The organism is Enterobacter sp. 118C5 (assembly GCF_034107645.1).
In the GTDB taxonomy this organism is placed as follows: Bacteria; Pseudomonadota; Gammaproteobacteria; order Enterobacterales; family Enterobacteriaceae; genus Enterobacter; species Enterobacter nematophilus.
In genome coordinates this window covers 250,527-264,954 of record NZ_JAWNEU010000002.1, presented here as the reverse complement: position 1 = coordinate 264,954, position 14,428 = coordinate 250,527, and the positions used below count along the sequence as shown (strand labels likewise).

The following is a 14,428-nucleotide window of genomic DNA, read 5'->3' as shown; positions in this document are numbered from 1 at the left end:
AGAAGAGAATGGCAATTGCACTGGTCACCGGCGCGAGCCGGGGCATTGGGAAAGCCACCGCGCTGCAGCTGGCACGCGAAGGCTACACCGTGGCGGTGAACTATCACCACAACATTAAAGCCGCGACGGACGTGATCAACCAGATCGTTGAGGCCGGCGGCAAAGCCTTTGCCGTGCGTGCGGACATCAGCGATGAAGCTCAGGTGCTGGCGATGTTTGACAGCATCGATCGTGAAGGCGAGCCGCTTAGTGCGCTGGTCAATAATGCGGGCATTCTGTTTGAGCAATCCACCATTGAGAATCTGTCCGCAGAGCGCATTAACCGCGTGCTGGCGACCAACGTCACGGGCTACTTTCTCTGCTGTCGTGAAGCGGTGAAACGCATGTCCATCAAGCATGGCGGCAAGGGCGGGGCGATTGTAAATGTATCATCCGCCGCATCTCGTCTGGGCGCGCCGGGTGAGTACGTAGACTATGCCGCTTCTAAAGGCGCGGTAGATTCCCTTACAACCGGGCTATCGCTGGAGGTGGCGGCGCAGGGCATTCGCGTGAACTGCGTGCGGCCTGGGCTGATTTATACCGATATTCACGCGTCCGGCGGAGAGCCGGGGCGGGTGGATCGGGTGAAATCGCTGCTGCCGATGCAGCGCGGCGGCCAGCCGGAAGAGGTGGCTCAGGCGATTGTCTGGCTGCTGAGCGAGAAGGCGTCGTACGTAACGGGCAGTTTTATCGAGCTGGCTGGCGGGAAATGAACCCCTCACCCTAACCCTCTCCCCAAAGGGGAGAGGGGATCACGGCGTTAAAGTTTCTCGCCGTTGCTGGCAATCACGCCTTTATACCATTCGAAGCTTTTCTTACGGGAGCGCGACATGTCGCCCGTGCCATCGTCGTGCTTGTTGACGTAGATAAAGCCGTAGCGCTTGCTGTACTGGCCGGTGGTGAACGACACGCAGTCAATGCAGCCCCACGGCGTATAGCCCATCAGATCCACGCCATCGTGCGTGACGGCTTTGATCATCTCTTCCACGTGGGCACGCAGGTAGTCGATGCGATAGTCGTCGTTGATGCTGCCGTCTTCTTCCACCTTATCGTAGGCGCCAAAGCCGTTTTCCACGATAAACAGCGGCTTCTGATAACGCTCGTAAAGCTCGCACAGGGAATAACGCAGGCCCACCGGGTCAATCTGCCAGCCCCAGTCGGACGCCTTCACGTGCGGGTTCGGCACGCTGCCTTCAAAGCCGGAGATGGCGTCACCTGTTCCGCCTTCCGCCTTCACCGCGTTGGTCATGTAGTAGCTGAAGCCTAAGTAGTCGCAGGTACCTTCACGCAGGATCTCCTCGTCGCCCGCCTCCATTCTGATGGAGAAGCCGCGGCGCTCCCACTCGTTCAGTACGTAGGACGGGTAGTAACCGCGCAGCTGGACATCGGTAAAGACATAGCGCTCGCGCATGGATTCCTGGGCGAACATCACGTCTTCCGGCTTGCAGGAGAACGGATAGAGCGCCACCATCGCCAGCATGCAGCCGACTTTCATCTCCGGGTTGATGCGGCGCGCGGCTTTTACCGCCAGGGCGCTGGCCACAAACTGGTGGTGCAGCACCTGGTACATGGTCTCTTCCGGGTTTTCATGTTCGGTATAGACCACGCCCGAGCAACAGTAGCCGAACAGCGGGGCGCGCCAGTTTCGCTGGTTGTTGATTTCGTTGAAGGTCATCCAGTATTTGACCTTGTGCTTGTAGCGCTCAAACACCACTTCCGCGAAGCGCACAAAGAAATCAACCACTTTGCGGTTGGTCCAGCTACCGTACTCCTGCACCAGGTGCAGCGGCATTTCGAAGTGGGAGAGGGTGATCACCGGTTCGATGTTGTACTTCAGCAGCTCATCGAACATGTCGTCGTAAAACTTCAGCCCTTCTTCGTTTGGCTGCGTTTCGTCACCTTTCGGGAAGATGCGCGTCCAGGCGATAGAGGTACGGAAGCACTTGAAGCCCATCTCGGCAAACAGCTTGATGTCTTCTTTGTAGTGGCCGTGGAAGTCGATGGCCTCGTGGTTTGGGTAGTATTTACCCGGCACCACCTCCTGCGTGATTTCGCGCGGCACGCCGTGTGCGCCGCCGGTCAAGACGTCGCAAATGCTTGGCCCTTTGCCGCCTTTGTTCCAGCCGCCTTCAACCTGGTGAGCGGCAACCGCACCGCCCCATAAAAAATCTTTTGGTAAGGTTAATTTTTTCATCGCTGCTATTCTCAATAAATGGCTTATTGGCATTGAGTCTAGCAAAGCGAAATTGAATGTCACGATATAACAATTTGCGGAAATTGTGATTTGTCACATCAAAAAAACAGGGTGTTTTATTCCGTCAGTTTCTTCGCCAGCTTGCGTCCGAGAGATTCCAGAATATAGATAACGGGAATTTGCGTGGTGATATCGTAGACGCCGCCAATTCGCGTCTGGGGAACGTGCCAGGAGAGATTAAAGTCCGCCAGTTTTGCCAGACGCGAGTGCTCATGGCTGGTGATGGAGAGCACCTTGCAGCGATGCAGGCTGAACTGGCTGGCGAAGCGCAGGATCTCCTCGGTTTCACCCGAGACGGAGAGCACAATGGCCAGCGCATTTTTCGCCATATCATTGGTGACCGGGAAATAAGGGTCATCAATATGATTACTGAATTTACCAATATTCGAAAAGAAACGTGCGCCATATTTCGCCAGTGAGCCTGAGGTTCCCGCCCCGACAAATATAATGCGCTCGGAAGAGAGAATGATATTTACCGCGTCATTTAATAGCGCATCGAACTCCTCATTATTCACGCTTTTAAAGAAGCTGATAATTTCGCTGGCGCCGAAATTCGCCTGCTGAGGCTCGTTCTGCTCAAGATAGAGCTTAAAGCGCACGCGAAATTCAGAATACCCTTCGCAGTTGAGCTTGCGGCAAAAGCGCAGGATGGTGGTGGTTGAGACGCCGGCCGCATCCGCCAGCTCGCGGATGGTCATGTACATCACTTTGTCTCGGTTTTTGATGGCATAGTTGTAGACCATCATTTCCAGGTTATTGAGACTGGCAATGGCGGAGTGGGTGAACATACTCACAGTGGCAAAACTCTCATTCAGACCTCATTTATCCATCATATCACGCAGCCAGACGGCAGGAGCCAATTTTATGCTATTGATTAGTAACGCTTAAATTTTTATGTGAACAAATGTCAGGTGAATTATTTGTATATGTTTTTGATTTTTATTATAAAAATTTACGTTAAAATTATTTTAGCTAACAGGTGTTCACTGGAATCATTCTCAGTTAGCATAGTCATGCGATGAATAATCATCTTTAGTTTTCCCGGAGTTTTGTATGGCGAGCAGACCATTAATCGCACAGGGATATTCGCTGGCTGAGGAAGTAGCCAACAGCATCAGCCACGGCATTGGCCTGGTGTTTGGGATTGTCGGTTTAGTGTTATTGCTGGTACAGGCGGTGGATACCAATGCCAGCGCGATGGCCATTACCAGCTATAGCCTGTATGGCGGGAGTATGATCCTGCTGTTCCTGGCGTCGACGCTCTATCACGCGATTCCGCATCAGCGAGCCAAAATATGGCTTAAGAAATTTGACCACTGCGCTATCTATCTGCTGATTGCGGGTACCTATACGCCTTTCCTGCTGGTGGGGCTCAATTCACCGCTGTCGCGCGGCCTGATGATTGTTATCTGGAGCCTGGCGCTGCTGGGGATCCTGTTTAAGCTGACCATTGCGCACCGGTTTAAAGTGTTGTCGCTGGTCACCTATCTGACGATGGGCTGGCTGTCGCTGATTGTGGTGTATCAGCTGGCGATTAAGCTGGCGGTCGGCGGGGTAACGCTGCTGGCGGTGGGCGGTGTGGTCTACTCGCTGGGCGTCATTTTCTACGTCTGCAAGCGCATCCCATACAACCATGCCATCTGGCACGGCTTTGTGCTGGGCGGCAGCGTATGCCACTTTTTGGCGATTTATTTGTACGTAGGGCAGGTGTAGTTTTTTCCACCGTGCGGGCGGTGGCCCTCACCCCGGCCCTCTCCCACAGGGAGAGGGAGGACACCAAAACCGTAGGTCCGGTAAGCGCAGCGCCACCGGGCGATACAGCATCACTCTTCCAGTGAATACGGCAGCGGCTCAATACTCAACGTATTAGAGTCGTCGCGCACGCGGAATACGCTGTCCGCTTCCATGTCGTTGTTCATTACAGCCTGTACCAAAAGACGGCCATCGTCCAGCTGGACGGCGGCTAACACGGTACCGGTGCGGCGCCAGTTCTCACCCATCTTCAGCTCTAAATCTTCACCTGCTTCTGGTACGCGGCTGGCATGGCCTGCCAGTGTCCATAGCGCGCGTTTGTTTGCCCCACGGAATTTTGCCCGCGCGACCATCTCCTGACCGGTGTAGCAGCCTTTTTTAAAGCTGATGCCCCCCAGCGCCTGCAGGTTAGTTGCCTGAGGAATAAACTGCGCGCTGTTGGCTGCGTCAATTACCGGCAGACCCGCTTCGATGTTAAGCGCCAGCCACTGCTGGCTGTTGTTGAGCTGCGCTTCGCCGCGCAGCGCCTCGGTCACGCGTTCGGCTGTTGCGGCATCCGTGACTAACAGGAAGCGCTCTGCCGGGTGTTCAAACCACAGGATGGAGGTCGCGCCCTCGCTGACCACCAGTTTTTCTGCATCCGGCAGTTCAGCAAACAGGTTTTTCAGCGCCGCACGCGCCTGGAAGCCCGCCACGCCCAGCAGAACATGTTCGTCGTCCGGGGCGATGGTGACTTTGGAAAAGACCGCGTATTTTTTCAGCTCTTTGAGCTGCGCATCGCGCAGGCTGCGGCGCTCAATAAAGGCAAAACCGTCCTGACGGCGGAAGAGACGCAGGTTGCTCCACATTTTGCCTTTAGGATCGCAGTGCGCGGCCAGCAGATGCTGGTGTTCAGTCAACTGGGCGACATCCGCGGTGACCTGACCCTGCAGGTATTTTTCGGCGTCGGCGCCGGAGAGGGTTGCCAGCGCCCAGTCATCAAGAGAAATAAGCGTCAGCGGCAGACGCGCAGAGGCGGCGGGCTGGCGAGGAGAAAATGGTGTAAATGCCATAACGGTATCCTGAATTGCTTAACGCTTTGATAATGCCTAATGGTAAAAGAGCCTGCAGGCATTGCAAGCGCTTTCAGCAGACCATTTGTGCCATAAACCGCTTATGCGTAGCGCTACGCAAAATAGTGTAATCCGCTGTCTTTGTAGGGATTATTCTGGAAGCCAGCTCGTCGATCGCAATATTCCAGTAATGAAACGGTCAAAAACACGTTACACTAGCTGGTGTCCCCGTAGAGAAATTAAGAACAGAGAACGGGGTACCGACTGTGCCAAACGTAATGCAGGAACCTGAACATGGATATTAACAACAAGGCCCGTATTCACTGGGCATGCCGTCGCGGCATGCGTGAACTTGATATTTCCATCATGCCTTTCTTCGAATATGAGTACGACAGCTTAAGCGAGGATGATAAGCGTCTGTTTGTTCGCCTGCTTGAGTCTGACGATCCGGATTTATTCAACTGGCTGATGAACCACGGCAAACCCGCCGACACCGAGTTGCAACGGATGGTGCAATTAATTCAAACACGGAATCGGGAACGTGGTCCTGTGGCAATCTGATCTTCGCGTCTCGTGGCGCTCGCAGTGGATGTCTTTGTTGCTCCACGGCCTGGTTGCGGCCATCGTGTTACTCATGCCGTGGCCGCTCAGCTATACGCCGCTGTGGCTGCTATTACTTTCGTTTGTTGTTTTTGACAGCGTACGTAGCCAGCGCCGCATTAACGCGCGTCAGGGCGAGATTAAGCTGCTGATGGATTCCCGCCTGCGCTGGCAGGGAAAAGAGTGGGATATTCTCGGTGTGCCCTGGATGCTTAACGCCGGGATGATGTTACGGTTACGCAAAGTGGGGGGCGGACGTTGCCAGCACCTGTGGCTGGCGGCGGACAGTATGGACGCATCAGAATGGCGGGATCTGCGCCGGATGTTGCTGCAACAGCCGACGCAGGAGTAACGCGCGTTAGCTGAATTTTTCTGCCATTTCGCCGAGGATCTGCTCGCACCAGGCCTGCAGGCGCTCGTCGCTGAGATCGTACTGATTGGTTTCATCCAGCGCGAGCCCCACAAACAGCTCGCCGTCGGCAATAATCGGTTTTTTACTGGTGAATTCATACCCTTCGGTTGGCCAGTAACCGATAAACGCCGCCCCTTTTGGTGCCAGCTTGTCGTGCAGCATGCCGAGTGCGTCCAGGAACCATTCGCCGTAGCCTAACTGGTCACCCATGCCGTACATCGCGATAATTTTACCGTCGAAATTGACTGAATCGAGCCGATCCCAGATGGCTTCCCAGTCTTCCTGTATCTCACCAAAATCCCAGGTTGGGATGCCGAGGATCAGCACGTCGTACTGCTCCATCAGCGCGACCGCGTCATCTTTCAGGTTATGCAACGTCACCAGTTCCGGGCCAATGATGTCGCGAATTTTCTCTGCCGCCATCTCGGTGTAGCAGGTGCTGGAACCATAGAACAGACCAATATTCATCGCGTAACTATCTCAATTCATGCTTTGACTTTGCGCGTAGTGTACCAGAAACCGGTCGCAATCAGGCATAATGGCCTGACTGCAAAATCAAAGGGGCTGATGTGGAAAAGGATCTCGCACTCGTTGAACAGTTTCTCGACGCGCTGTGGCTGGAGAAAAATCTGGCCGAGAATACCCTCAGTGCGTACCGGCGCGATCTCACCATGCTGGTGGAGTGGCTGGCGCGTCGGGCGCTATCGCTTGCCAGCGCGCAAAGCGACGACCTGCAGGCGCTGCTCGCTGAACGCGTAGAAGGGGGGTACAAAGCCACCAGCTCTGCACGCTTGCTCAGCGCAATGCGTCGGCTTTTCCAGCATCTTTACCGGGAGAAGATTCGCGAAGACGATCCCAGCGCGCTGCTGGCGTCCCCGAAACTCCCGCAGCGGCTGCCGAAAGATCTCAGCGAAGCACAAGTTGAGAGATTATTACAGTCACCGGCTGTTGACCTGCCGCTGGAGTTACGCGATAAAGCCATGCTTGAGCTATTGTATGCTACCGGCTTGCGCGTTTCGGAACTGGTGGGCCTGACGATGAGCGACATCAGCCTGCGTCAGGGCGTGGTGCGCGTCATCGGTAAAGGAAACAAGGAAAGGCTGGTTCCGCTGGGAGAAGAGGCGGTTTACTGGCTGGAGACGTACCTTGAGCATGGCCGCCCCTGGCTGCTCAATGGCGCGTCTATCGACGTCCTGTTTCCGAGCCAGCGCGCGCAGCAGATGACGCGGCAAACGTTCTGGCATCGCATCAAGCATTACGCCACACTGGCGGGTATCGACAGTGAAAAGCTTTCGCCGCACGTATTGCGTCACGCCTTCGCGACGCATCTGTTAAACCACGGCGCAGATTTACGTGTGGTGCAGATGCTGCTGGGACACAGCGATCTTTCAACGACGCAAATTTATACCCATGTCGCGACGGAACGCCTGCGGCAGCTACACCAACAGCACCACCCTCGTGCGTGAGTGCCGACAAATTGTAACAGGATCAATTATGAAAAAGTCTTTCGCGCTGTTCACCCTGCTGGCAGCCTCATTTACCGGCTTAGCCCATGCGGATGACGCCGCCATCAAACAGTCTCTGGCCAAGCTTGGCGTCACCAGCAGCGACATCCAGCCTGCGCCGGTTGCCGGTATGAAAACGGTACTGACGAACAGCGGCGTGCTGTACGTCACCGAAGACGGCAAACACTTCATTCAGGGACCGCTGTACGACGTGAGCGGCGCGCAGCCGGTGAACGTCACCAACCAGCTGTTGATGAAAAACCTGAACGCGCTCGAAAAAGAGATGATCGTCTATAAAGCGGCGCAGGAAAAACATGTGATTACCGTCTTCACCGACATCACCTGCGGCTACTGCCACAAGCTGCATGAACAGATGAAAGACTATAACGCGCTGGGCATTACCGTGCGTTACCTGGCCTTCCCGCGCGCAGGCGTACAGAGCAAGCCAGAGCAGGACATGAAAGCGATCTGGTGTGCCAAAGACCGCAACAAAGCGTTTGATGACGCGATGAACGGTAAAGACGTTAAGCCTGCCTCCTGCGACATCGACATTGCTAACCACTACGCGCTGGGCGTGCAGTTTGGCGTGAGCGGTACGCCAGCGATTGTCCTGAGTAACGGTTACGTTGTTCCGGGCTACCAGGGACCGAAAGAGATGAAAGAGTTCCTCGACGCGCACCAGAAACAGTTTGGTGGTAAATAATTCGCGTGAAAGCCCCCATCAAATTGCGCCGCCGCGAGGCGGTTGAACACGTTGATTTGCCGGACGATCTCCCGGCGCTGCTAAAGCGCCTCTACGCCAGCCGCGGCGTGCGTCGCGCGGAGGATCTTGAGCGCAGCGTGAAAGGGATGCTGCCCTGGCAGCAGCTGAACGGTATCGAGAAAGCTACCGAAATGCTCTACAACGCGCTTCGTGAGGGAACGCGCATTGTGGTGGTTGGGGATTTCGACGCCGACGGCGCAACCAGCACCGCCCTGAGCGTGCTCAGCCTGCGCGCGCTGGGCTGCGATAACGTCACCTACCTGGTGCCGAACCGCTTTGAAGACGGCTATGGCCTCAGCCCGGAGGTGGTCGATCAGGCCCATGCCCGCGGTGCGCAGATGATCATGACCGTAGACAACGGGATCTCTTCCCATGCGGGCGTCGATCATGCTCACGCTTTGGGGATCCCGGTGCTGGTCACCGATCACCACCTGCCCGGCGATACGCTCCCCGCAGCGGAAGCGATTATTAACCCCAACCTGCGCGACTGCGATTTCCCGTCGAAATCCCTCGCCGGCGTGGGCGTGGCGTTTTATCTGATGCTGGCGCTACGGACCCTGCTGCGTGATAAGGGCTGGTTCGAATCCCGCGGCATTGCCGTACCAAACCTGGCCGAATATCTCGACCTGGTGGCGCTGGGCACCGTGGCGGACGTGGTGCCTCTTGATGCCAATAACCGCATTTTGACCTGGCAGGGCTTAAGCCGCATTCGCGCGGGCAAGTGCCGTCCCGGAATTAAGGCGCTGCTGGAGATTGCCAACCGCGATCCGCTCAAGCTGGCGGCAAGCGACCTGGGCTTTGCCCTCGGGCCACGCCTGAACGCTGCCGGAAGGCTGGACGATATGTCCGTCGGCGTGGCGCTGCTGCTGTGCGACAACATCGGCGAAGCGCGCGTGCTGGCCAACGAGCTGGACGCCCTGAACCAGACCCGTAAAGAGATTGAGCAGGGGATGCAGGCCGAAGCGCTGACCCTGTGCGAAAAACTTGAGCGCAGCGGCGATACGCTGCCGGGCGGGCTGGCGATGTACCATCCTGAGTGGCATCAGGGCGTGGTCGGCATTCTGGCGTCGCGCATTAAAGAGCGCTTCCACCGCCCGGTGATCGCGTTTGCGCCCGCGGGCGACGGCACGCTGAAAGGCTCTGGCCGTTCGATTCAGGGGCTGCACATGCGCGATGCGCTGGAGCGTCTGGATACGCTATATCCGGGTCTGATGATCAAGTTCGGCGGCCACGCGATGGCGGCTGGCCTGTCGCTGGAAGAGGCGAAGTTCGACGAATTCCAGCGCCTGTTTGGCGAGCTGGTCACCGAGTGGATTGACCCGGCGCTGCTGCAGGGCGAAGTGGTCTCTGACGGTGAGCTGTCTGTCTCTGAAATGACGATGGACGTCGCGCAGATGCTGCGCGATGCGGGGCCGTGGGGGCAGATGTTCCCGGAACCGCTGTTCGACGGGCGATTCCGCCTGCTGCAGCAGCGTATCGTCGGCGAACGTCACCTGAAAGTGATGGTTGAGCCCGTGGGCGGCGGACCGCTGCTGGACGGCATTGCCTTCAACGTTGACACCTCCATCTGGCCGGACAACGGCGTGCGCGAGGTTGAGCTGGCGTACAAACTGGATATCAACGAGTTTCGCGGTAACCGCACCCTTCAGATCATCATCGACAATATCTGGCCAATTTAGCGGCAGTAATCTCTATAAAAAAGGGCGTGGATTCGGTACAATCCCGCTCTTATCACCGCATTTTGACAAGTCCATAAAAGAAAACAGACCATGTTTGAAATTAATCCGGTAAAAAACCGTATTCAGGACCTCACGGAGCGCTCTGACGTTCTTAGGGGGTATCTTTGACTACGATGCCAAGAAAGAGCGTCTTGAAGAAGTAAACGCCGAGCTGGAACAGCCGGACGTCTGGAACGAACCTGAACGCGCACAGGCGCTGGGTAAAGAGCGTTCCTCTCTCGAAGCTATCGTAGATACGCTGGATCAAATGGCTCAGGGGCTGGAAGACGTTTCCGGTTTGCTGGAGCTGGCCGTCGAAGCCGACGACGAAGAAACCTTTAACGAAGCCGTGGCAGAACTCGACGTGCTGGAAGAGAAGCTGGCGCAGCTGGAATTCCGTCGCATGTTCTCCGGCGAATACGACAGCGCTGACTGCTATCTCGATATTCAGGCAGGTTCTGGCGGTACCGAAGCGCAGGACTGGGCCAGCATGCTGACGCGTATGTACCTGCGCTGGGCGGAAGCGCGCGGCTTCAAAACCGAAATCATCGAAGAGTCTGAAGGTGAAGTGGCCGGCATTAAATCCGTCACTATCAAGATCATTGGCGACTACGCCTACGGCTGGCTGCGTACCGAAACCGGCGTTCACCGCCTGGTGCGTAAGAGCCCGTTTGACTCCGGCGGTCGCCGTCATACCTCCTTCAGCTCCGCGTTTGTGTACCCGGAAGTAGACGAAGATATCGATATCGAAATTAACCCGGCGGACCTGCGCATTGACGTATACCGCGCATCCGGCGCGGGTGGTCAGCACGTTAACCGTACGGAATCTGCGGTGCGTATTACCCACATTCCAACCGGGCTGGTAACACAGTGCCAGAACGACCGTTCCCAGCATAAGAACAAAGACCAGGCTATGAAGCAGATGAAAGCGAAGCTTTATGAGCTGGAGATGCAGAAGAAAAATGCTGAGAAACAGGCGATGGAAGACAACAAGTCCGACATCGGTTGGGGCAGCCAGATCCGTTCTTACGTCCTTGACGACTCCCGCATCAAAGACCTGCGTACCGGGGTTGAAACCCGCAACACGCAGGCGGTGCTGGACGGCAGCCTGGACCAATTTATCGAAGCAAGTTTGAAAGCAGGGTTATGAGGAACCAACATGTCTGAACAACAAGCACAGGGCGCTGACGCGGTAGTCGATCTTAACAACGAACTGAAAACCCGCCGCGAGAAGCTGGCAGCGCTGCGCGAGCAGGGCGTGCCGTTCCCGAACGATTTTCGTCGTGACCATACCTCAGACCAACTGCACGCTGACTTCGACGGTAAAGAGAACGAAGAGCTGGAAGCGCTGAACGTTGAAGTGGCCGTTGCAGGCCGTATGATGACCCGTCGCATCATGGGTAAAGCCTCCTTCGTGACCTTGCAGGATGTTGGCGGCCGTATTCAGCTGTACGTTTCCCGTGACGACCTGCCGGAAGGCATCTACAACGAGCAGTTCAAGAAGTGGGACCTGGGCGATATCCTGGGCGCGAAAGGTAAGCTGTTCAAAACTAAAACCGGTGAACTGTCTATCCACTGCACCGAGCTGCGTCTGCTGACCAAAGCCCTGCGCCCGCTGCCGGACAAGTTCCACGGCCTGCAGGATCAGGAAGCGCGCTACCGTCAGCGCTACCTGGATCTCATCTCTAACGATGAATCCCGTAAGACCTTCAAAATTCGCTCCCAGATCATGGCCGGTATCCGCCAGTTCATGGTGAACCGCGACTTTATGGAAGTGGAAACCCCGATGATGCAGGTGATCCCTGGCGGCGCGTCTGCGCGTCCGTTCATCACCCATCACAACGCACTGGACCTGGACATGTACCTGCGTATCGCGCCGGAACTGTACCTGAAGCGTCTGGTGGTCGGTGGTTTCGACCGCGTGTTCGAAATCAACCGTAACTTCCGTAACGAAGGTATCTCCGTTCGTCATAACCCAGAGTTCACCATGATGGAACTCTATATGGCGTACGCGGACTACAAAGACCTGATCGAGCTGACCGAATCCCTGTTCCGTACCCTGGCGCAGGACATTCTGGGCACCACGCAGGTCCCTTACGGTGAAGAAGTGTTCGACTTCGGCAAGCCGTTCGAAAAACTGACCATGCGCGAAGCGATCAAGAAATACCGCCCGGAAACCAATATGGCGGATCTGGATAACTTCGACTCTGCGAAAGCGATCGCTGAAAGCATCGGCATCAAGGTTGAGAAGAGCTGGGGTCTGGGCCGTATCGTGACCGAGATCTTCGAAGAAGTCGCGGAAGCGCACCTGATTCAGCCGACCTTCATCACCGAATACCCGGCTGAAGTCTCTCCGCTGGCGCGTCGTAATGACGAGAACCCTGAAATCACTGACCGTTTCGAGTTCTTCATCGGCGGCCGTGAAATCGGCAACGGCTTTAGCGAGCTGAATGATGCGGAAGACCAGGCGCAGCGCTTCCAGGATCAGGTTGACGCGAAAGCGGCAGGCGACGACGAAGCGATGTTCTTCGACGAAGACTACGTGACCGCGCTGGAGCACGGCCTGCCACCAACTGCAGGTCTGGGTATTGGTATCGACCGTATGGTGATGCTGTTCACCAACAGCCACACCATCCGTGACGTGATCCTGTTCCCGGCGATGCGCCCGGTGAAATAAGGCGCTACGTTGCTAAAAAAAGCCCCGAAAGGGGCTTTTTTATTGCGCTGCGAACGCTCTCAACGCCTCTCGTGCGGCCGTTGCTTCCAGCACCATCCACGGGCTAAAGCTCCAGGGCGCGGCGTCAAGCGCGCGGAATAACGACTCCAGCCTGACCCACTCAAATTCCATCACTTCATCGTGATTAATACGCAGTTCGCTGGTAACGCGTGCCGCGAAGACCGGGCAAATTTCATTTTCCACGATGCCGGAAGGATCGGTTTCACGGTAGCGAAACTCGGAGGCGACAGGCGTAATCGCGGTGATTTCAGCGCCAACCTCAAAGCGGCAGCGGCGGATAATCGCCTCTTCCGTCTTTTCACCGGATTGAGGGTGCCCGCAGACGGAGTTCGTCCAGACGCCCGGCCAGGCTTTTTTGCTTAACGCGCGTCGTGTTACCAGACACTCGCCTTCGGCGTTAAAGAGCCAGGATGAGAAAGCCAGATGCAGCGGGGTTTGGGTGGTGTGCGCGGCGTATTTTTCCTGAGTGCCAATCACCATTCCCTGGTCATTTACCAAAATAACGTGTTCTTGAATACTCATTCATGCTCCAGTGCCAACGATGCGGATGGTTCTGCACCATCAGCAGAGAGCATTATACTGCATTCTTATACGAACGGTTTGTCTCCAGGAGCGGAAAAGGGCTGACCCATAACTCTCCGGGCTGCTATCATAGTGCGCCATTCACGCTGACCGAGGATCTGTTTTGTTTGCAGGAAGCCTGACGAGAAACCCCATCATCGCCATCTTTTGCCTGACGCTGACGCTATTCCTGGCAGGCTGCTCAGGAAGCAAATCGTCGGATATGGGTAGCTATTCCGGCTCGGTCTATACCGTTAAGCGCGGTGATACGCTGTACCGGATTTCGCGCGCAACGGGGACCAGCGTGAAGGATCTGGCGCGCCTGAATAACATCTCTCCGCCGTACACCATCGAAGTGGGACAAAAGCTGAAGGTGAACGGCAGTTCGTCCTCGGGCAAAAAATCCTCATCGAAAGGCAAAACCGCCAAAGTGACGCCGTCCTATCAGGTACCGCAGTCGTCATGGCCGCCGGTTGGACAGCGCTGCTGGATTTGGCCTGCCAGCGGTAAAGTTGTTGCCCCTTACTCACTCTCTGAAGGTGGTAACAAGGGTATTGATATCGCCGCTGCGCGCGGTACGCCGGTTTATGCCTCCGGGGCTGGGAAGGTGGTTTACGTCGGTAACCAGTTGCGCGGCTACGGTAACCTGATCATGATTAAGCATGGGGAAGATTACATCACCGCCTACGCGCATAACGACACGATGCTGGTCAACAACGGCCAGAACGTGAAGGCGGGGCAGAAGATTGCCACCATGGGCAGCACCGGTACCGATTCGGTGAAGCTGCACTTCCAGATTCGCTATAAGGCGACGGCCATCGATCCGCAGCGTTATCTTCCTGCGCCCGGCAGCAAACCGAAGTGCTAAGTGGTTATTTAATCGCCACTTAGTGGTGAATAGGCTTGTATGAAGAGGCGTAAGGTCTATAATGCCTTACGCACCTCAAAGCGGGCGTAGTTCAATGGTAGAACGAGAGCTTCCCAAGCTCTATACGAGGGTTCGATTCCCTTCGCCCGCTCCACTCTCTCCCATGT

General features: G+C 56.0%; 15 protein-coding genes and 1 tRNA gene. 11 read left to right on the top strand and 5 right to left on the bottom strand.

The genetic code is table 11. The features are described 5' to 3' along the window. Positions 1–8 precede the first annotated feature (8 nt). The gene (locus UTO39_RS06485) at positions 9–752 is read left to right on the top strand and encodes an SDR family oxidoreductase (RefSeq protein WP_320726766.1); all 744 of its coding nucleotides are present in this window, start codon (positions 9–11) and stop codon (positions 750–752) included. Between the two features lie 47 nt (positions 753–799). Here the strand turns inward: UTO39_RS06485 and bglA are convergent, their stop codons facing one another. Next, positions 800–2,233: a 6-phospho-beta-glucosidase BglA gene (gene bglA, locus UTO39_RS06480; RefSeq protein ID WP_320726765.1), complete on the bottom strand. Its 1,434-nt coding sequence runs from the start codon at positions 2,231–2,233 to the stop codon at positions 800–802. Positions 2,234–2,349: 116 nt separating this feature from the next. After that, positions 2,350–3,081, bottom strand: a complete 732-nt coding sequence (locus tag UTO39_RS06475; protein ID WP_320726872.1) for a MurR/RpiR family transcriptional regulator — start codon at positions 3,079–3,081, stop codon at positions 2,350–2,352. Positions 3,082–3,346: 265 nt separating this feature from the next. Here UTO39_RS06475 and UTO39_RS06470 point away from each other — a divergent pair, with 265 nt between their 5' ends. Continuing rightward, a complete protein-coding gene (locus UTO39_RS06470; protein WP_023331242.1) occupies positions 3,347–4,006 on the top strand; it encodes a hemolysin III family protein in 660 nt (219 codons plus the stop codon). A 110-nt stretch (positions 4,007–4,116) separates the two neighbouring features. Here UTO39_RS06470 and ygfZ read toward each other — a convergent pair whose 3' ends face one another. Then, a complete protein-coding gene (ygfZ, locus tag UTO39_RS06465) occupies positions 4,117–5,097 on the bottom strand; it encodes a tRNA-modifying protein YgfZ (RefSeq protein WP_320726764.1) in 981 nt (326 codons plus the stop codon). Positions 5,098–5,391: 294 nt separating this feature from the next. Between ygfZ and sdhE the strand changes: the two genes are divergently transcribed. Together sdhE and UTO39_RS06455 are read left to right on the top strand one after the other, a co-directional pair. After that, positions 5,392–5,658, top strand: coding sequence for an FAD assembly factor SdhE (gene sdhE / locus UTO39_RS06460; protein ID WP_014071654.1), 267 nt, complete (start codon positions 5,392–5,394; stop codon positions 5,656–5,658). Further along, a complete protein-coding gene (locus UTO39_RS06455; protein ID WP_028014322.1) occupies positions 5,639–6,049 on the top strand; it encodes a protein YgfX in 411 nt (136 codons plus the stop codon). Before sdhE ends, UTO39_RS06455 begins: the two co-directional genes overlap by 20 nt. Positions 6,050–6,055: 6 nt before the next feature. Here the strand turns inward: UTO39_RS06455 and fldB are convergent, their stop codons facing one another. Next, positions 6,056–6,577: a flavodoxin FldB gene (gene fldB, locus UTO39_RS06450; RefSeq protein ID WP_061097152.1), complete on the bottom strand. Its 522-nt coding sequence runs from the start codon at positions 6,575–6,577 to the stop codon at positions 6,056–6,058. Positions 6,578–6,678: 101 nt separating this feature from the next. Between fldB and xerD the strand changes: the two genes are divergently transcribed. The 5 genes from xerD (at position 6,679) to lysS (ending at position 12,772) form a co-directional block, all read left to right on the top strand. Further along, positions 6,679–7,575 carry a site-specific tyrosine recombinase XerD gene (xerD, locus tag UTO39_RS06445; RefSeq protein WP_061097153.1) on the top strand — a complete coding sequence of 299 codons (897 nt, stop codon included), beginning with the start codon at positions 6,679–6,681 and terminating at the stop codon, positions 7,573–7,575. Between the two features lie 28 nt (positions 7,576–7,603). Next, on the top strand, positions 7,604–8,317 hold the full coding sequence (gene dsbC, locus UTO39_RS06440) for a bifunctional protein-disulfide isomerase/oxidoreductase DsbC (RefSeq protein WP_320726763.1): 714 nt from the start codon (positions 7,604–7,606) through the stop codon (positions 8,315–8,317). 5 nt (positions 8,318–8,322) lie between these two features. Next, complete coding sequence (gene recJ / locus UTO39_RS06435) at positions 8,323–10,056, top strand: single-stranded-DNA-specific exonuclease RecJ (RefSeq protein WP_320726762.1); 1,734 nt, start codon at positions 8,323–8,325, stop codon at positions 10,054–10,056. Between the two features lie 90 nt (positions 10,057–10,146). Next, positions 10,147–11,245, top strand: a protein-coding gene (gene prfB / locus UTO39_RS06430) for a peptide chain release factor 2 (protein WP_096059326.1) whose coding sequence is annotated in 2 segments (ribosomal slippage) — positions 10,147–10,221 and positions 10,223–11,245 — 1,098 coding nt in all. Because the reading frame shifts where the segments join, the coding sequence is not laid out codon by codon here. A gap of 9 nt (positions 11,246–11,254) precedes the next feature. Continuing rightward, positions 11,255–12,772 (top strand): lysine--tRNA ligase, encoded by a 1,518-nt coding sequence (gene lysS / locus UTO39_RS06425; RefSeq protein ID WP_061097156.1) that lies wholly within the window; start codon positions 11,255–11,257, stop codon positions 12,770–12,772. Positions 12,773–12,811: 39 nt separating this feature from the next. On the opposite strand, the gene idi is transcribed toward lysS, so the two are convergent. Next, positions 12,812–13,354: an isopentenyl-diphosphate Delta-isomerase gene (idi, locus tag UTO39_RS06420; RefSeq protein WP_320726761.1), complete on the bottom strand. Its 543-nt coding sequence runs from the start codon at positions 13,352–13,354 to the stop codon at positions 12,812–12,814. Positions 13,355–13,517: 163 nt separating this feature from the next. On the opposite strand from idi, the gene actS reads away from it, so the two are divergent. Then, the gene (actS, locus tag UTO39_RS06415; protein WP_041908359.1) at positions 13,518–14,261 is read left to right on the top strand and encodes an amidase activator ActS; all 744 of its coding nucleotides are present in this window, start codon (positions 13,518–13,520) and stop codon (positions 14,259–14,261) included. 80 nt (positions 14,262–14,341) lie between these two features. After that, positions 14,342–14,415 (top strand) — tRNA-Gly (locus UTO39_RS06410). Positions 14,416–14,428 lie beyond the last annotated feature (13 nt).